The following is a 17,127-nucleotide window of genomic DNA, read 5'->3' as shown; positions in this document are numbered from 1 at the left end:
GTGTGACCCTTGTACCTGTGAGAGGTCTAGTCCACTACGTGGTGTAGACCTTATGGTTTGCTTCGAAATTTTTCGCGACGGGCTGGTTTGGGGCTGAGGTAGAACATGCGGCGTCGTAGCACAGGGATGGTCGCGGTGCTGTCCGCGCTGGGCGTGACGGCGGTCCTGGGCGGCTGCGGGGTGACCGGCGGCTCGGACCCGGTCACGCTGAGGCTGGTCGCCGCGGACTACGGCGACAGCGCGGCGAACAGTTCGAAGAAGTACTGGCAGTCGCTGGCCGAGGCGTACGAGAAGGACCACCCCGATGTCCGGGTCGAGGTCAGCGTGTACTCCTGGACGGACGTCGACCGCAAGGTCAAGGAGATGGTCGACGCCGACAAGGCGCCCGACCTCGCGCAGATCGGCGCGTACGCCGACTTCGCCAAGGCGGACAAGCTGTACACCGCCAGCGAACTGCTCTCCATCACCACCCAGGCCAACTTCCTGCCGCAGCTCGCCTCCGCCGGGGCGGTGAAGGGGGAGCAGTACGGGATGCCGTTCGCCTCCTCCACCCGGCTGCTCTTCTACAACAAGGACCTGTTCGCCAAGGCCGGCCTCCAGCCGCCGAGGACCTGGGCGGAGCTGAAGGCGGCCGCCGCGGCGCTGAAGGCGGACGGGGTGAAGTTCCCCTACGCGCTGCCGCTCGGGCCCGAGGAGGCGCAGGCCGAGACCATGCAGTGGCTGCTCAGCGGCGGGGGCGGCTACACCGACACCAACGCGGGCATCTACAGCATCGACGACCCGGAGAACGTCAAGACCTTCGACTGGCTGAAGTCCGAGCTGGTCGGCGAGGACCTGGTCGGGCCGGTCGCGCCCCGGTCGCTCAACCGCGCGGACGCCTTCGAGGCGTTCACCCAGGGCGACGTCGGCATGCTCAACGGGCATCCCACGCTGATGAAGGCCGCCCAGGCCAAGGGCGTGAAGTTCGGCATGGTGCCGATGCCCGGCGAGGACGGACCGACCCGGATCTCCATGGGCGTCGCCGACTGGATGATGGCCTTCAAGCAGAACGGGCACGCGGAGGAGGCCGGGGACTTCCTGGACTTCGTCTACGAGGACGAGAACGTGCTGGAGTTCTCCCGCCAGTACGACCTGCTGCCGGTGACGACACCGGTCTGGGACGTCATGAGCGAGGCGAAGGAGGACGCGCACCTCAAGCCGTTCCTGGAGGCGCTGCCGACCTCCGAGCTGTACCCGGTGGGCCGTACGTCCTGGGCGGCGGTGAACGCGGAGATCAAGAAGAAGATAGGCGGCGCGGTCGCCTACGGCGGTGACCCGGCCACCGTCCTGGGTGAACTCCAGGCGAAGGCGTCGAAGGAGGAGACGGCGGAGTAGGGCCGCTCCCGGGTGTCAGTGGCGCCGGATACGGTTCATCTTCATGAACCAGGAACCACTGAACCCGAGGGAACAGTCCGTCCTGGCCCTGGAGCGCCGCGGTTTCCCGACCCCCGGCGCGAAGGAACGAGCGATACGCGAGGAACTGGACCTGTCACCGGTGCGCTACTACCAGCTCCTCAACGCGCTGCTGGACGACCCGCGCGCGCTGGCCCACGACCCGGTGACGGTGAACCGGCTGCGCCGGGTGCGGGAGGCGCGGCGGGCCGAGCGATGATTCGCGCGGCGCTGGGTGGATAGGGTCCCCCGTATGGGCAGCCACACGGATTCGACCGCCTTGCCGGAGCCCGCGACGCCCGCCGGGCGGGCCGGGCTCGACGCGATTCTCGCCGATCCGGGGCGGGCGGTGATCGCGCTCGACTTCGACGGGACGCTCGCGCCGATCGTGCCGGACCCCGAACAGGCCCGGGCCCACCCCGACGCGGTGCCCGCGCTCGCCGCGCTCGCGCCGAAGGTGGCCTCCGTCGTGGTGGTCACCGGCCGCCCGGCGGGCGTCGCGGTCCGCTACGGCGGGTTCGCGGGCGTTCCCGGCCTGTCGCACCTCGTGGTCCTCGGCCATTACGGCGCCGAGCGCTGGGACGCCGTCACCGGTACGGTCACCGCCCCCGCGCCCGACCCCGGCGTGGCCGCCGCCCGCGCCGAACTGCCCGGGGTCCTCGACGGCGTCGGCGCCTGGCAGGGCACCTGGATCGAGGAGAAGGGCCGCGCGGTCGCCGTGCACACCCGGCGCGCCGCCGATCCGCAGGCCGCGTTCGAAGCCCTGCGCGGGCCCCTGGGCGACCTCGCCGCCCGCCACGGCCTGATCGTCGAACCGGGCCGCCTGGTCCTGGAACTCCGCCCGCCGGGCATGGACAAGGGTGTGGCCCTGCGCGACTACGTCCGCGAGGCCGGTGCCGGTTCGGTCCTCTACGCCGGGGACGACCTGGGCGACCTCCCGGCCTACGCCGCGGTGGAGGAACTCCGCGCGGAGGGCACCCCCGGCCTGCTGGTCTGCAGCGGCAGCGACGAGGTCCCGGACCTGGCGAAGAAGGCGGACCTGGTGGTGCCGGGGCCGGAGGCGGTGGCGGGGTTGCTGCGGACGCTGGCGGAGGCGCTGTAGGGGCGAGCGGCTACCGCCCCAGGAGGCTTCGGGGCCGACGACCTCACCGGGCAACGCGGTGGCGTCGCGCCGGGCCGCGGTCTGGCGGGCGGGGCCTGAGGGCGCCGTGCCTTGGGCCAACACCGCCCCGCGGCGTCGGCGCCGACCGGCGGCATGGGCCGACGGCTGTGCGGGGGCGCCGTGGGGGTGGGTGCGCTTGCCCGCGCGCGCAGGGTGCCTCCCCCAGGAGGGGGGACCCGCAGCCCACCCGTGCCGCCCCAGCGGCACGACTGCCCGCAGCTATGTGGGTTGGGTAGCGCCGCCTGTCTGGGTGGGCGCCGCGCGCGTAGGACTGCCGGCCCTGGCCCGGGAGGGGGGACCCCGGCCGCGGACGGGTGCTCGTCGTGGCGCGGTGGGCGTGGCGGGGCCCAGGGCCCGTGCGGGGCTTCGGGCCGTATGCGCGGCCCGGCGAGGGCTCGGGTGGCTCAGTTCGTCAGTGCGTGCAGCTGGTCCAGGAACCACTGCTTTGGGGGCAGGGCCGTGGCTGCCGCCGACAGGCGCTTGCTGCGTTCCACGCGCTCGTGCTGGGGCATGACCAGGGCCGTGTGGAGGGCTTCCGCCGTGTCCAGGATGTCGTACGGGTTGACCACCAGGGCGTCCTCGCCGAGCTCCTCGTACGCGCCCGCCTCGCGGGACAGGACCAGGGCGCTGCCCTCGTCCGAGACGATCGGGACCTCCTTGGCGACCAGGTTCATGCCGTCGCGGACCGGGTTGACCAGGGCCACGTCGGCGATGCGGTAGGCCGCCAGGGAGCGGGCGAAGTCGTCCTTCACATGGAGGACCACCGGGGTCCAGGTCGGGGTGCCGTACTCGGCGTTGATCGCGTCGGCCACCCGCTGGACCTCCGCCGTGTAGTCGCGGTAGACCGCGAGGTCCTGGCGGGAGGGGTAGGCGAAGGCCACGTGCGCCACGCGCTCGTGCCACTCGGGGTGGTCGGCGAGCAGTTGGCGGTAGGCCAGGAGGCCCCGGACGATGTTCTTCGACAGTTCCGTGCGGTCCACCCGGACGATCGTGCGGCGCGGTTCGCCGGACGGCGCCGGGCCGATCTCCGCGCGCAGGGCCACGATCCGCTCCTCGACGTCCGGCTCGTGGGACCGCGCCCGCAGGAACTCCGCGTCCGCGCCCAGGCCGTGCACGCCGACCTCCGTGTCGCCGAGGCCGCCCGCCAGCTGTGTGGCGCAGGCCGTGAACGCGTCCGCCCAGCGCTGGGTGAGGAAGCCGAGCCGGTCCGCGCCGAGCATGCCCTCCAGGACCTCCGTCGCCACCCGGTCGGGCAGCAGCCGGAAGTAGTCCACCGGCGCCCACGGCGTGTGCGAGAAGTGGCCGATGCGCAGGTCGGGCCGGAGCTTGCGGAGCAGGCCCGGCACCAGCGTCAGGTGGTAGTCCTGCACCAGGACCGCCGCCCCCTCGGCCGCCTCGTCGGCCAGCGCCTCGGCGAAGGCGCGGTTGTAGCGGCCGTAGTTCTCCCACTGCCGCCAGAAATCGGCGTCGAAGACCGGCTCCAGCGGGGTCTGGTACAGCATGTGGTGCACGAACCACAGCACCGAGTTCGCGACCCCGTTGTACGCGTCCGCGTGCACCTGAGCCGGGATCGGCAGCATCCGCACGCCGTCCTCGCCGACACCGCGGGCCACCGCCTCCCGGTCGCCGTCGGACAGCGCCGAGCACACCCACAGCGCGCCCGCGTCCGGCCCGATGGCCGACAGACCCGAGACCAGCCCGCCGCCGCCCCGTTTGGCGCGCAGCGAACCGTCCTCCTGGACGGCGTAGGAGACCGGCCCGCGGTTCGACGCGACCAGCACCTGGGCGGCTCCTCGGGCGGGGGACACATGCGTGGAAGCCATGTGCTCCAACCTAGCCCGTGCCGTAAACGCTCAAACGTACGAGCCGCCGGACGGGACGAGTATCACGCCGCCACCGCGCGGCGGGCGCGCTGCGTTCACGCCACCTTCCGCGAGGCGTACTCCGCGATCTCCACCATCGGCGGCCGCTCCTCGGTGTCCACCGAGTACGTCCGCGGCTCGAACCCGTCCTCACCGCGCTCGAACTGGATCAGCGAGGGCCGCACCAGATGCCCGCGCGCCAGCCGGAGCTGCGCCGTGCGGTAGATCGCCGCCGACATCCGGCCGAGCGCCTGCCCGTCCTGGTGCCGGTGCTTGCGCACTCCGACGTCCACCTGGGCCAGCGCGTCCAGGCCCACCAGGTGCAGCGCGTCCACCAGCATGCCCAGCTCCACGCCGTAGCCGACCGGGAACGGCAGCTGCTCCAGCAGGGTGCGCCGGGCCGCGTACTCCCCGCCCAGCGGCTGCACGAACCCCGCGAGCTGCGGCCAGTGCATGTTCAGCAGCGGGCGTGCCATCAGCTCGGTGACCCGGCCGCCCTGCCCGGCGGCGCCGCCCAGCGGACGGTCGTACATCGCCTTGACCAGGTCGACGCCGGGGTCGGTGAGCAGCGGGCCGACGATGCCGGAGACGAAGTCCGAGGAGAACTCCTTCAGGTCCGCGTCGATGAAGCAGACGATGTCACCGCGGGTGACCAGCAGCGACCGCCACAGCACCTCGCCCTTGCCGGGCACGGTCGGGATGCGCGGCAGGATCTCGTCCCGGTGCACCACCGTCGCGCCGGCCGCCGCCGCGACCTCGGAGGTGCGGTCGGTCGAACCGGAGTCGACGACCACGATCTCGTCGACCAGCGGCACCTGCTGCATCAGGTCGTGCCGGATCACGGCGACGATGTCGCCGACCGTCTCCTCCTCGTTGAGCGCGGGCAGGACGACACTGACCGTCTGGCCGGTGCGCTGCTTGGCCGCCAGAATCTGATGGAGCGGTCGATCGGTCACCGACCAGGAGCGCTCGGTCAGCCAGCGCTCGACTTCGTTCAGCACAGTGCGCGGCTCCTTCGGGCCGGCCGCGGATGCGGCTTGTGGATGGGCTCGTCTCGCGGTTCGGACGACTATCTCAACTGTCCAGGTCGTCGGTTACAGTCTTGAACAACGCGGATGACCATCGCATGTCCGGGATGGCCCGACGTTCACAACTTCATACCGCTCATCCAGAGGGGCAGAGGGATACGGCCCGATGAAGCCCCGGCAACCCTCCAGTCGGCTCTCGTTCACGCGAGGCTCCCGGCTAGGGAAGGTGCCAAATCCGTCTCACGGCGAGATGCGTCGTGAGGAAGATGAGGAGAAAGGGCCTCGCCTCACATGGCTGTGCAGACTGCCGCAAGCACCGGTACTACCCCCGTCGACCTCGGACCCGCCGCCGCCCTGAGCTGCCGCGAATGCGGTCACCGCGTCCCCCTCGGCCCGGTCTTCGCGTGCGAGGAGTGTTTCGGCCCGCTGGAGATCGCCTACGACTTCTCGTCCTACGACACCGAGGAGCTCCGCAAGCGCATCGAGGCGGGACCCGCGAACATCTGGCGCTACGCGCCGCTGCTGCCCGTCCCCGCGGACGTGGCCGACAAGCCGAACCTCAACCCCGGCTGGACCAAGCTCGTCAAGGCCGACAACCTGGCCCGTACCCTCGGCGTGACCGGCGGTTTGTATGTGAAGGACGACTCCGGTAACCCGACGCACTCCTTCAAGGACCGCGTCGTCGCCCAGGCCCTGGAGGCCGCCCGCGCCTTCGGCTTCACCACCCTGTCCTGCTCCTCCACCGGCAACCTGGCCGGCGCCGTCGGCGCCGCCGCGGCCCGGGCCGGCCTCCGCTCCTGCGTGTTCATCCCGCACGACCTGGAGCAGGGCAAGGTCGTCATGGCCGCCGTCTACGGCGGTGAGCTGGTCGGCATCGAGGGCAACTACGACGATGTGAACCGCTTCTGCTCCGAGCTGATCGGCGACCCGGCCGGCGAGGGCTGGGGCTTCGTCAACGTCAACCTGCGGCCGTACTACGCGGAAGGGTCCAAGACCCTCGCGTACGAGATCTGCGAGCAGCTCGGCTGGCGGCTGCCCGACCAGATCGTGGTGCCGATCGCCTCCGGCTCCCAGCTGACCAAGATCGACAAGGGTCTGCAGGAGCTGATCAAGCTCGGGCTGGTCGAGGACAGGCCGTACAAGATCTTCGGCGCGCAGGCCGAGGGCTGCTCGCCGGTGTCGGTGGCCTTCAAGGCGGGCCACGACGTGGTCCGCCCGCAGAAGCCGAACACCATCGCCAAGTCGCTGGCCATCGGTAACCCGGCGGACGGCCCGTACGTGCTGGACATCGCCCGCCGCACCGGTGGCGCGGTGGAGGACGTGACCGACGAGCAGGTCGTCGACGCCATCAAGATCCTGGCCCGGACCGAGGGCATCTTCGCCGAGACCGCGGGCGGCGTGACGGTCGGCGTCACCAAGAAGCTCATCGAGAACGGCGTCCTCGACCCCACCAAGACGACCGTCGTGCTCAACACCGGCGACGGCCTGAAGACCCTGGACGCGGTGGCCGGCACCGGCCTGACCGCGACCATCCGCCCGAACCTCGACTCCTTCCGAGAGGCTGGCCTCGCATCATGAGCGTCAACGTCCGCATCCCCACGATCCTGCGCACCTACACCGGTGGCGCCGCCGAGGTGACGGCCGAGGGCGCGACCCTCGCCGAGGTCATCGCCGACCTGGAGAAGAACCACACCGGCATCGCCGCGCGCGTCCTGGACGACCAGGGCAAGCTGCGCCGCTTCGTCAACGTGTACGTCAACGACGACGACGTCCGCTTCGAGCAGGGCCTGGAGACGGCGACCCCCGACGGCGCCGGGGTCTCCATCATTCCGGCCGTCGCCGGCGGCTGATCATTACCGTCGGTAAGGTGCGTCACAGAGAGTTCACCGAATTGCCCTCTCCGTAAGAGAAACGGAGGGGGCAATTCTGCATGGTTAGGCGCGGTAGAGTTGGGGAACGCGCTCCTCTTTGCATGCCGGACGCATATGAACGCGCACTCGGCATGCGACAAGAAGTAGCCAAAGTATGCGTGTCTTTTGCGCCTTTCGCGCCTTCTATGGGGCCCGACTTGCCCTGAATTCGGGCGAATTCTTACTACATTCCGGACCGGGTGCGTCCAGAATTCTCGTCCGATTGACCTGTTGCAGACGGCAGTTGGACAGATACATTCAGCCGCGGTCGACGCGTTCCGGCGCACGCCCCCAACGACTGGGGGGTGAGGTCTGACCCGGGTCCGCGAAGTGTGGATCTGTGCAAGGGCCAGTAATAGGGGAGTTAGGCATGGCTCAGGGCACCGTCAAGTGGTTCAACGCGGAGAAGGGGTACGGCTTCATCGCGGTCGACGGTGGTGCGGATGTTTTCGTCCACTACAGCGCGATCCAGATGGACGGTTACCGCACCCTGGAAGAGGGCCAGCGGGTCGAGTTCGAGATCTCGCAGGGCCAGAAGGGCCCGCAGGCCGACATGGTTCGCGTCACTGCCTGAACGCGCGACCAACGAACCGCAAGCGAGTCTTCTGCAGAAGGGCCCGTGCCCAGGGGACCCAACCCCCTGGGTGCGGGCCCTTCCGCGTGCCCTCCGGGCTGCCGGAACACCCTCGGCGCACCCCGCCCGATCCCTGGGAGCCGCTTGCACTCGCAGGGGTCGAGTGCTAATCATTGGCGTTAGCACTCTGAAGGTGAGAGTGACAAAGAAGGACCGGGTCGGTGAGGCCGCAGGCCGGGTGGGGCAAGGAACCACGAGGCAGGCAGGCCGTCCGTCGCGGGCGCGGGCGCGGTCCGAAGGAATCACCCCCAGTCCTGGAGGGACCACTTCACATGGCCAAGATCATCGCGTTCGACGAGGAGGCGCGGCGCGGCCTCGAGCGCGGCATGAACCAGCTCGCGGACGCCGTGAAGGTGACGCTCGGCCCCAAGGGCCGCAACGTCGTCCTCGAGAAGAAGTGGGGCGCCCCCACGATCACCAACGATGGTGTCTCCATCGCCAAGGAGATCGAGCTCGAGGACCCGTACGAGAAGATCGGCGCCGAGCTGGTCAAGGAAGTCGCCAAGAAGACGGACGACGTCGCCGGTGACGGTACGACCACCGCGACCGTTCTCGCCCAGGCACTGGTCCGCGAGGGTCTGCGCAACGTCGCCGCCGGTGCCAACCCCATGGCCCTGAAGCGCGGTATCGAGAAGGCCGTCGAGGCCGTCTCCGCCGCCCTGCTGGAGCAGGCCAAGGATGTCGAGACCAAGGAGCAGATCGCTTCCACGGCCTCCATCTCCGCCGCTGACACCCAGATCGGCGAGCTGATCGCCGAGGCCATGGACAAGGTCGGCAAGGAAGGCGTCATCACCGTCGAGGAGTCCCAGACCTTCGGTCTGGAGCTGGAGCTCACCGAGGGTATGCGCTTCGACAAGGGCTACATCTCGGCGTACTTCGCCACCGACATGGAGCGTATGGAGGCCGTCCTCGACGACCCGTACATCCTGATCGCCAACTCCAAGATCTCCGCGGTCAAGGACCTGCTCCCGCTGCTGGAGAAGGTCATGCAGTCGGGCAAGCCGCTGCTGATCATCGCCGAGGACGTCGAGGGCGAGGCCCTGTCGACCCTGGTCGTCAACAAGATCCGCGGCACCTTCAAGTCCGTCGCCGTCAAGGCCCCGGGCTTCGGTGACCGCCGCAAGGCGATGCTGAACGACATCGCCATCCTCACCGGCGGCGAGGTCATCTCCGAGGAGGTCGGTCTCAAGCTGGAGAACACGACCCTCGACCTCCTGGGCAAGGCCCGCAAGGTCGTCATCACCAAGGACGAGACCACCATCGTCGACGGTGCCGGCTCCTCCGAGCAGGTCCAGGGCCGGGTCAACCAGATCCGCGCCGAGATCGAGAACAGCGACTCCGACTACGACCGCGAGAAGCTCCAGGAGCGCCTGGCCAAGCTCGCGGGCGGCGTGGCCGTCATCAAGGCCGGTGCCGCCACCGAGGTGGAGCTCAAGGAGCGCAAGCACCGCATCGAGGACGCGGTGCGCAACGCCAAGGCCGCCGTCGAGGAGGGCATCGTCGCCGGTGGTGGCGTGGCCCTGCTGCAGGCCTCGCAGGTCTTCGAGAAGCTGGAGCTTGAGGGTGACGAGGCGACCGGCGCCAACGCCGTGAAGCTCGCGCTGGAGGCCCCGCTGAAGCAGATCGCCGTCAACGGTGGTCTTGAGGGCGGCGTCGTCGTGGAGAAGGTCCGCGGTCTGCAGGTCGGCCACGGTCTGAACGCCGCGACCGGCGAGTACGTCGACATGATCGCCGAGGGCATCATCGACCCGGCGAAGGTGACCCGTTCCGCGCTGCAGAACGCCGCCTCCATCGCCGCGCTGTTCCTCACCACCGAGGCCGTCATCGCCGACAAGCCGGAGAAGGCCGCCGCGGCCGCTCCGGGCGGCATGCCGGGCGGTGACATGGACTTCTGACCAACCCCTGGTTGATCCACGTCCTTGCCGAGGGCGGCACTCCCTGTTCGCAGGGGGTGCCGCCCTCGGGCGTGTCCGGGGTCACATCCGGGACCGGGGAGAGGGGGAATGGGCCGCGGGGCCCGGCGGGTTGACGCTGAAGAGCATTTGATGCACGCGCACATACCTTCCGGTACCCCCCAAGGAGCCCCCACGTGACCGTCACCGCATCCGAGGCCGCCACTCGCGCCGCCGAGATCCTCTCCCGCCCGACCTCGATCAACGGCCTGACCGTCCCCAACCGCATCGTGATGGCGCCGATGACCCGCATGTTCTCCCCGGGCGGCATCCCCGGTGAGGACGTCGTGTCGTACTACGCCCGCCGGGCCGCGGCCGGGGTCGGCCTGATCGTCACCGAGGGCACGTACGTCGGACACGACTCCGCCGGGCAGAGCGACCGGGTGCCCCGGTTCCACGGAGCGGAGCAGCTCGCCGGGTGGACGAAGGTCGCCGACGCGGTGCACGCGGCGGGCGGCACGATCGTCCCGCAGCTGTGGCACATCGGCATGGTGCGCGAGCAGGGCCAGCCGCCGTTCCCCGAGGCCCCCGCCGTCGGCCCGTCCGGGCTGCGCATCGGCGCCGACGAGCCCACCGGGAAGGCGATGACCCGGCAGGACCTGGACGACGTCATCGCCGCGTTCGCCGAGGCGGCCGCCGCCGCGGAGCGCATCGGCTTCGACGGCGTGGAGCTGCACGGCGCGCACGGTTATCTGATCGACCAGTTCCTGTGGGCGGGTACCAACCGCCGCACCGACGCCTACGGCGGCGACCCGGTCGCCCGCACCAGGTTCGCCGCCGAGATCGTGGCCGCCGTACGCGCCTCCGTCTCGCCCGACTTCCCGGTGCTCTTCCGCTACTCCCAGTGGAAGCAGGAGGTCTACGACGCCCGGCTCGCCGAGACCCCCGAGGAGCTGGAGGCCGTCCTCACGCCGCTCGCCGAGGCCGGGGTGGACGCCTTCCACGCCTCCACCCGCCGCTACTGGCACCCCGAGTTCGACGGCTCCGACCTCAACCTCGCGGGCTGGACGAAGAAGCTGACCGGCAGGCCCGCCATCACCGTCGGCTCGGTCGGGCTGAACGGCGACTTCCTCAAGGCGTTCCAGGGCGAGGGCGCCGAGGTGGGCTCCCTCGACAACCTGCTGGACCGGCTGGAGCGCGACGAGTTCGACCTGGTCGCGGTCGGCAGGGCGCTGCTCCAGGACCCGAACTGGGCGCGGAAGGTCCTCTCCGGCCGGCTCTCCGAGCTGGCCCCGTACGACCCGTCGTCGCTGACCAAGCTGACCTGACCGCGGCGCACCACACCGACCAGGGGCCCGGTCCTGACCCGGGCCCCTGCTTTTGGCTTTTGAGTAAGTCAGTCACCTGACTTAAAGTTGCCCGAGTCAAGCTCTTCCGTGCATCCCCTTCTCGGCCGACGGAGGCCCTCTCATGTCCGACACGCCCGCGCCGCCGCGGTCGAATGCCGTGGTGGCGGTGCTCGCCCTCGCAGGCATCGTCGTCTCGCTGATGCAGACCCTGGTCATTCCGATCGTCCCCGAGCTGCCGAGGCTGCTCGACGCCCCGGCCTCGGACACCGCCTGGGCGGTGACCGCCACCCTGCTCGCCGCCGCCGTGGCCACGCCGGTCGTCGGGCGGCTCGGCGACATGGTCGGCAAGCGGCGGATGCTGCTGGTCAGCGCCGTGCTGCTGGTCGCGGGCTCACTGGTGTGCGCGCTCAGCGAGTCACTGGTCTTGATGATCGTCGGCCGCGTGCTGCAGGGCCTGGCCTCCGGTGTGATCCCGCTCGGCATCAGCATCATGCGGGACGTCCTGCCCGCCGAGCGGCTGGCCTCGGCCACCGCGCTGATGAGCGCCTCCCTCGGTATCGGCGGTGCCCTCGGCCTCCCGGCCGCCGCGCTGATCGCCGACAACTTCGACTGGCACACCCTGTTCTGGACCTCGGCCGTCCTCGGCGCCGCCGCCACCGTGCTGGTGGTGCTGTTCGTCCCGGAGTCGAAGGTGCGCACGGGCAGCCGCTTCGACCTGCTCGGAGCCGTAGGCATGGCCGCCGGCCTGATCTGCCTGCTGCTGGCCATCTCCAAGGGCGCCGACTGGGGCTGGACCAGCGCCACCACGCTCGGCCTGTTCGCCGCGACGGTGCTGATCCTCCCCGCCTGGGGCTGGTGGGAGCTGCGGGTGGCCCAGCCGCTGGTCGACCTGCGCACCACGGCCCGCCGCCAGGTGCTGGTCACCAACCTGGCCTCGATAGCCGTCGGCTTCGCCATGTTCGCGATGTCCCTGGTGCTGCCCCAGCTCCTCCAGCTCCCCGAGCAGACCGGCTACGGCCTCGGCCGCTCCATGCTGGTCGCGGGCCTGGTCATGGCCCCCTCCGGCCTGGTCATGATGGCCACGGCCCCGGTCTCGGCCGCCGTCTCCCGGGCCCGCGGCCCGAAGGTCACCCTCATGATCGGCGCCCTGATCGTGGCCGCCGGGTACGGCCTGAACATCCTGCTGATGTCCGAGGTCTGGCACTTCGTGCTGGTGTCCTGCGTCATCGGAGCCGGTATCGGCTTCACCTACGGCTCGATGCCCGCGCTCATCATGGGCGCGGTGCCCGCCTCCGAGACGGCCGCCGCGAACAGCCTCAACACCCTGATGCGCTCCATCGGCACCTCCACGGCCAGCGCCATCGCGGGCGTCATCCTGGCCCAGATGACCACGAACTTCGGCGGCTACGCCCTCCCCTCGGAGAACGGCTTCAAGGTCGTCCTCGCCGTCGGCGCCGGAGCCGCCCTGCTCGCCTTCGCGGTCGCGTCCTTCATCCCCCGCCAGGGCGTCCCCCCGACCCCGGTCACGGCCCCGGAGCCCCCGGTCGGGACAGCGGCCAAGTCCTGAGCCTCAGCTCGCGTAATAGTCCCGCTCGGGCAGCTCCACCCAGTGGTCCGGCCGACCGGTGACCGAGCGGGCGTCCACCGGACACAGGCCGGTGTAGGCGAAGCAGTAGTGCACGGCCTTGAGGGTGTACACGTACGAGAAGAGGACCTGCTCCGGGGCTTCGTCCGCGTCGGGGCCACCGCCCGGATGCAGGTCCCAGCCCTCGCAAGTGCCGTTGCGGTAGACGCATCCCTGGTTGCCGCTCGCCGGGTTGGCGTACAGCCCGTAGGCCAGCGTGCCCTCGGACAGCAGCCGCATGGCGACCGGCCGCTGGGGTGCGAAGCCCCAGGGCTGGGCGACCACGCAGCCGCCGGGCACGTCGGTCACGCCGACGAAAGGCAGGACCTCGTCCAGCTCGAACTCCCAGGAGCACTCCAGCAGTTCGGCGATGAACTCCGGATCCGCCGGGGTCACCGCCAGGCGGCGTATCGCCTCCTCGGCGTCGATCCCGGCGACGCAGGCCAGGCCGTAGCCTTCGATGCAGGGTGACCCCAGAGCCGAGGTGAGCCGTCTGCCCTCCTCCGCGACGGCACGCTCGGCGTCCGTCAGAGCGGGCCCGGCCCCCGGGAACAGGTCCGGTTCGGGCCCCGCGAGGCTCAGCCGGGCCGGGGTCCAGCCGCCGAACCCGGCCCACTCGGGGTCCGCGCCCGCGGCCACCAGCACACGCGCGTTCTCCGTGCGCCCGCCCACGACCGCCTCCCACAGCGCGGTCGTCCCGTTCTCCAGCGCGTCCACGTCGGACACCCGCCGCGCCAGCTCGGCGACGACCTCCGGCGAACCGAACAGCGCCGCCAGATGCAGGGGCCGCGCGCCCCCGTACGCCAACCGCTCCGGATCGGCCCCGGCGTCCAGGAGCCGCCGTATCTCCTCGATGTCCTCCCAGTCGGGGTAGGGCACGTCCGTCCAGCCGTGGGTGTCCGCAGTCATACCGACACCCTCGCAGGCACCACTGACAGTCAGCCGCGCTCCCCGGCCGCCCGCTGCAGCCCCCCGAACAGATACGTCGCCCCGAACCCCACCACGTACCCCGTGATCAGGCCGCCCGCGTACACCGTGACCGTTGTTGTCCAGTTGCCGTCGCCGGAGAGCAGGGGGAACAGGGCCCAGCCCGAGGGGCCGATGGCGGTGGAGCCCACGTGGTTGCCGAGCATGGCGAAGGTGCCGATGAAGGCGCCGCCCGCGGCGCCGCCGACGCAGGCCGTGAGGAAGGGGCGGCCGAGGGGGAGGGAGACGCCGTAGATCAGGGGTTCGCCGACGCCCAACAGGCCTGCCGGGAGGGCGGACTTGATGGTTGTGCGCAGGGAGGTGTCGTGGTGGAGACGGACGTAGACCGCGAGGGCCGCGCCGACCTGGCCTGCGCCTGCCATGGCCAGGATGGGCAGCAGGACGGTGTGGCCCTGTTGTTCGATCAGTGTGGTGTGGATGGGGATCAGGGCCTGGTGCAGGCCCAGCATGACCAGGGGGAGGAAGAGGCCGCCGAGGACCAGGCCCGCGAAGGCGCCCGTGGTGGACAGCAGCCAGTTCGCCGCCGTGCCGATGGCGGTGGAGATCTCGCCGGCCGTGTACATGAGGCCGTAGAGCGTGCCGAGGCCCGCGACGAGGACCGTCACTGTGGGGGTGAGCAGGACGTCCAGCGCGCCCGGTACTCGGCCCCGGCACCACTTCTCCACGTACGTGCCGAGCAGCGCCGCCGCCAGGGCGCCCAGGACTCCGCCCTGGCCGGGAGCGAGGGTCACCCCGAACGCGGTCACCTTCGCGACCCCGGGATACACCACGACCGCCGCGACCGCGCCGCCCAGGACGGGGGTGCCGCCGAACTCCTTGGCCGTGTTGTGGCCGACGAACACCGCGATCAGGGACATGAAGGCGGCGGGGAGCACGGACAGTGCCGCTGTCACGCCGGGCAGCCATCCCAGGTTCACCAGCAGGCCGTTGACCCCGGCGAGGATGCCGCAGCCGATCAGCGCCGGGATCAGCGGGACGAAGATGTTCGCCAGGCGGCGCAGCAGGAGTTTGCCAGGGGTCGCGTTGCGGGACTTGGCCTCCGCCTTCAACGCCTCGCCCTTCGCGGCCAGTTGACCGGCGGAGGTGAGCAGCGCCTCGAACTCCGCCGTCACCCGCGCCACCACCCCCGGCCCCAGCACGATCTGGTACGTGTCGTCCTCGACCACCCCCAGCACCCCGGGCACCGCCCGCAGCGCCTCCTCGTCCACCAGGGAGCGGTCGGCCAGGCCCAGCCGCAGCCGGGTCATGCAGTGGGCGACGGAGGTGATGTTCGCGGGGCCGCCGACCAGAGGGAGGAGGGCGGCGGCGGTGTTGTACGAGGTGGTCACCCCCCGAGCGTGCGGTTCAGCCGCCCGCCGCCGCCAGCGCGGCGCGCAGATGGCCGCCGGACTCCTCCAGAAGGCGGGCGGCCGTAGGGCCGTCCAGGCCGGTGACGATCGCCAGGATGGCGTTCTTCACCTCGCCGTCCGTGGCGGCCAGCGCCCGCTCGATCTCCTCGTCGTCCGCGCCGGTGGCCAGCGCCACGATCCGCCGGGAGCGGGCCCGCAGCTTGTCGTTGGAGGCGCGCACGTCGACCATCAGGTTCCCGTAGGTCTTGCCCAGCCGGATCATCGTGATCGTCGAGATCATGTTGAGCACCAGCTTCTGCGCCGTGCCGGACTTCAGCCGGGTGGAGCCGGTGAGGAACTCGGGGCCCACCACGATCTCGATGCCGTGCTCGGCGGCGGCCGCCAGCGCGCTGCCCGCGTTGCAGGACAGGCCGATCGTCAGTGCGCCCAGCGCGCGGGCGTGTTCGACGGCGCCGATGGCGTAGGGCGTGCGGCCGGAGGCGGAGACGCCGACCACCGTGTCCTGGGGGGTGAGCGTGAGCGCGTCGAGGTCGGCGCGGGCCAGCTCCTCGGAGTCCTCGGCGCCCTCGACCGGGCTCACCATGGCCGTCGGGCCGCCCGCGATCAGGCCGACGACCTGGCCGGGCTCGGTGTTGAAGGTGGGCGGGCACTCGGAGGCGTCGAGCACCCCGAGCCGTCCGGCGGTGCCGGCCCCGGCGTAGATCAGGCGTCCGCCGCGGGCCATGCGGGCGGCGACGGCGTCGATGGCGGCGGCGATCTCGGGCAGCCGCTCGGCGACGGCGGCCGGTACGGAGGCGTCCTCGCCGTTCATCAGGCGGGCCAGTTCGAGGGTGGGCAGCCGGTCGATGTCGGCGCGGTCGGGGCGGAACGCCTCGGTGGTCAGCGTCTCCAGCTCGGCGCGCAGCCGACGGGGGTCGGACGTGGAGGTCATGGGCTCTTTCCGGGTGCGGGTGCGTCCTGGCGGTCGGAACTACCGGCGGTGCCGGTGGGCCAGGGCCTCGTAGGACGCCGACAGGGCGGGCGCGGCGGCCTCGTAGGTCCGCTGCGCGACACCGATGAACAGGCAGTCCACGACGAGTAGTTGACTGGTGCGGGAGGACATGGCCGCGGGGCGCAGCTCGCTCTCGCGGGCGGTGGAGGTGGTCAGCACGTGGTCGGCGTACTGGGCGATGGGACCGTCCGGCCGTCCGGTGACGGCGACCGTGGTCGCGCCGTGCTCGAAGGCGACCCGCAGCGGTTCGATCACGTCCCCGGTGGAGCCGGAGTGGGTGAACGCCACGGCCACGTCGCCGCCGCGCAACTGCACGGCGTTGGTGACGGCGAGGTGCGGGTCGCTGTGCGCGTGGGCTATCAGGCCTATGCGCAGCAGCTTCTGCATGAGGTCCTGGGCGACCAGGGCGGAGGCGCCGACGCCGTACACATCGATCCGGCGGGCGTTGGCGAGCGCGGTGACGGCGGCGCCGAGCTGGGCGGTGTCCAGCCCTGCGGCGGTGTCGGCGAGGGTCTGCTGCTCGTCGTAGGCGAGTTTGGCGACGACGTCGGCGATGGGGTCGTCCACCGCGATGTCGGTGGTGAGGGCGGGCGCCCGGCCGGACTGCTGCTGGGCGGCGAGTCCGGCGAGGGCCAGGCGCAGATCGCGGTAGCCGGGGTAGCCGAGCAGCCGGGCGGTGCGTACGACGGTGGCCTCGCTGGTGCCGGTCAGCTCCGCGAGTCCGGTGACGGTGAGCGCGGCGCAGCCCGCGGGGTCACCGGCGACGGCCTCGGCGACCCGCTGCATGGAGCGGGTCATGGACGGCGCCAGGGTCCGCACCTTCGCCGCGAGGGCGGCGGGCGCGGGCGGGGGACCGCTGGGCTTCTCGAAAGTTTCCTTCACGCGCTGGGTCACTGTTGAAAGATATT

At 71.1% G+C, this 17,127-nt stretch carries 15 protein-coding genes and 1 riboswitch; of the genes, 9 read left to right on the top strand and 6 right to left on the bottom strand.

Going from position 1 to position 17,127, the window contains the following annotated elements; all coding sequences use genetic code 11:
- Window positions 1–105 precede the first annotated feature (105 nt).
- Genes ACZ7L7_RS27195 through otsB form a run of 3 tightly spaced genes read left to right on the top strand, consistent with a single transcriptional unit; the run spans window position 106 to window position 2,533 of the window.
- Window positions 106–1,374 carry an extracellular solute-binding protein gene (locus ACZ7L7_RS27195; protein WP_285514825.1) on the top strand — a complete coding sequence of 423 codons (1,269 nt, stop codon included), beginning with the start codon at window positions 106–108 and terminating at the stop codon, window positions 1,372–1,374.
- 43 nt (window positions 1,375–1,417) lie between these two features.
- Window positions 1,418–1,651 (top strand): DUF3263 domain-containing protein, encoded by a 234-nt coding sequence (locus ACZ7L7_RS27190; RefSeq protein WP_093721570.1) that lies wholly within the window; start codon window positions 1,418–1,420, stop codon window positions 1,649–1,651.
- Between the two features lie 33 nt (window positions 1,652–1,684).
- The gene (gene otsB, locus ACZ7L7_RS27185) at window positions 1,685–2,533 is read left to right on the top strand and encodes a trehalose-phosphatase (RefSeq protein ID WP_453604488.1); all 849 of its coding nucleotides are present in this window, start codon (window positions 1,685–1,687) and stop codon (window positions 2,531–2,533) included.
- Window positions 2,534–2,997: 464 nt separating this feature from the next.
- On the opposite strand, the gene ACZ7L7_RS27180 is transcribed toward otsB, so the two are convergent.
- Together ACZ7L7_RS27180 and ACZ7L7_RS27175 are read right to left on the bottom strand one after the other, a co-directional pair.
- A complete protein-coding gene (locus ACZ7L7_RS27180) occupies window positions 2,998–4,416 on the bottom strand; it encodes an alpha,alpha-trehalose-phosphate synthase (UDP-forming) (RefSeq protein ID WP_472077550.1) in 1,419 nt (472 codons plus the stop codon).
- Window positions 4,417–4,511: 95 nt separating this feature from the next.
- Window positions 4,512–5,456 carry a glucosyl-3-phosphoglycerate synthase gene (locus ACZ7L7_RS27175; protein WP_453604484.1) on the bottom strand — a complete coding sequence of 315 codons (945 nt, stop codon included), beginning with the start codon at window positions 5,454–5,456 and terminating at the stop codon, window positions 4,512–4,514.
- Between the two features lie 160 nt (window positions 5,457–5,616).
- Window positions 5,617–5,756, top strand: a riboswitch (SAM riboswitch).
- 18 nt (window positions 5,757–5,774) lie between these two features.
- Between ACZ7L7_RS27175 and thrC the strand changes: the two genes are divergently transcribed.
- The 6 genes from thrC (at window position 5,775) to ACZ7L7_RS27145 (ending at window position 12,835) form a co-directional block, all read left to right on the top strand.
- Window positions 5,775–7,061 (top strand): threonine synthase, encoded by a 1,287-nt coding sequence (gene thrC / locus ACZ7L7_RS27170; RefSeq protein WP_453604482.1) that lies wholly within the window; start codon window positions 5,775–5,777, stop codon window positions 7,059–7,061.
- Window positions 7,058–7,333, top strand: a complete 276-nt coding sequence (locus ACZ7L7_RS27165; protein ID WP_285514823.1) for a MoaD/ThiS family protein — start codon at window positions 7,058–7,060, stop codon at window positions 7,331–7,333. The genes thrC and ACZ7L7_RS27165 overlap by 4 nt, the downstream gene beginning before the upstream one ends.
- Before the next feature lie 430 nt (window positions 7,334–7,763).
- Complete coding sequence (locus ACZ7L7_RS27160) at window positions 7,764–7,967, top strand: cold-shock protein (RefSeq protein WP_004986573.1); 204 nt, start codon at window positions 7,764–7,766, stop codon at window positions 7,965–7,967.
- A gap of 332 nt (window positions 7,968–8,299) precedes the next feature.
- Window positions 8,300–9,922, top strand: a complete 1,623-nt coding sequence (gene groL / locus ACZ7L7_RS27155) for a chaperonin GroEL (protein ID WP_093721576.1) — start codon at window positions 8,300–8,302, stop codon at window positions 9,920–9,922.
- A gap of 194 nt (window positions 9,923–10,116) precedes the next feature.
- Window positions 10,117–11,247, top strand: a complete 1,131-nt coding sequence (locus ACZ7L7_RS27150; protein WP_471592800.1) for an NADH:flavin oxidoreductase — start codon at window positions 10,117–10,119, stop codon at window positions 11,245–11,247.
- A 142-nt stretch (window positions 11,248–11,389) separates the two neighbouring features.
- Window positions 11,390–12,835, top strand: coding sequence for an MFS transporter (locus tag ACZ7L7_RS27145; protein ID WP_472077549.1), 1,446 nt, complete (start codon window positions 11,390–11,392; stop codon window positions 12,833–12,835).
- Between the two features lie 3 nt (window positions 12,836–12,838).
- On the opposite strand, the gene ACZ7L7_RS27140 is transcribed toward ACZ7L7_RS27145, so the two are convergent.
- From ACZ7L7_RS27140 to ACZ7L7_RS27125, 4 genes are read right to left on the bottom strand one after another with little or no spacing between them, the layout of a single operon-like run.
- Entirely contained in the window at window positions 12,839–13,801 is a 963-nt protein-coding gene (locus tag ACZ7L7_RS27140) for an ankyrin repeat domain-containing protein (protein ID WP_285514820.1), read from the bottom strand.
- A 29-nt stretch (window positions 13,802–13,830) separates the two neighbouring features.
- Window positions 13,831–15,207: a PTS transporter subunit EIIC gene (locus ACZ7L7_RS27135; protein WP_472077548.1), complete on the bottom strand. Its 1,377-nt coding sequence runs from the start codon at window positions 15,205–15,207 to the stop codon at window positions 13,831–13,833.
- A 16-nt stretch (window positions 15,208–15,223) separates the two neighbouring features.
- Window positions 15,224–16,159, bottom strand: a complete 936-nt coding sequence (gene murQ, locus ACZ7L7_RS27130) for an N-acetylmuramic acid 6-phosphate etherase (protein WP_285514818.1) — start codon at window positions 16,157–16,159, stop codon at window positions 15,224–15,226.
- Window positions 16,160–16,198: 39 nt separating this feature from the next.
- Window positions 16,199–17,113, bottom strand: coding sequence for a MurR/RpiR family transcriptional regulator (locus ACZ7L7_RS27125; protein ID WP_453604521.1), 915 nt, complete (start codon window positions 17,111–17,113; stop codon window positions 16,199–16,201).
- Window positions 17,114–17,127 lie beyond the last annotated feature (14 nt).

Source organism: Streptomyces sp. NPDC110618, from assembly GCF_055657065.1.
This window is presented reverse-complemented; position numbering and strand designations above follow the sequence as displayed.

Bases quoted from the DNA above. Each gene is read 5' to 3' on its own strand.
- ACZ7L7_RS27195 (WP_285514825.1), top strand. From the start codon at position 106: ATGCGGCGTCGTAGCACAGGGATGGTCGCGGTGCTGTCCGCGCTGGGC.
- ACZ7L7_RS27190 (WP_093721570.1), top strand. From the start codon at position 1,418: ATGAACCAGGAACCACTGAACCCGAGGGAACAGTCCGTCCTGGCCCTG.
- otsB (WP_453604488.1), top strand. From the start codon at position 1,685: ATGGGCAGCCACACGGATTCGACCGCCTTGCCGGAGCCCGCGACGCCC.
- ACZ7L7_RS27180 (WP_472077550.1), bottom strand. From the start codon at position 4,416: ATGGCTTCCACGCATGTGTCCCCCGCCCGAGGAGCCGCCCAGGTGCTG.
- thrC (WP_453604482.1), top strand. From the start codon at position 5,775: ATGGCTGTGCAGACTGCCGCAAGCACCGGTACTACCCCCGTCGACCTC.
- ACZ7L7_RS27165 (WP_285514823.1), top strand. From the start codon at position 7,058: ATGAGCGTCAACGTCCGCATCCCCACGATCCTGCGCACCTACACCGGT.
- ACZ7L7_RS27160 (WP_004986573.1), top strand. From the start codon at position 7,764: ATGGCTCAGGGCACCGTCAAGTGGTTCAACGCGGAGAAGGGGTACGGC.
- groL (WP_093721576.1), top strand. From the start codon at position 8,300: ATGGCCAAGATCATCGCGTTCGACGAGGAGGCGCGGCGCGGCCTCGAG.
- ACZ7L7_RS27145 (WP_472077549.1), top strand. From the start codon at position 11,390: ATGTCCGACACGCCCGCGCCGCCGCGGTCGAATGCCGTGGTGGCGGTG.
- ACZ7L7_RS27140 (WP_285514820.1), bottom strand. From the start codon at position 13,801: ATGACTGCGGACACCCACGGCTGGACGGACGTGCCCTACCCCGACTGG.
- murQ (WP_285514818.1), bottom strand. From the start codon at position 16,159: ATGACCTCCACGTCCGACCCCCGTCGGCTGCGCGCCGAGCTGGAGACG.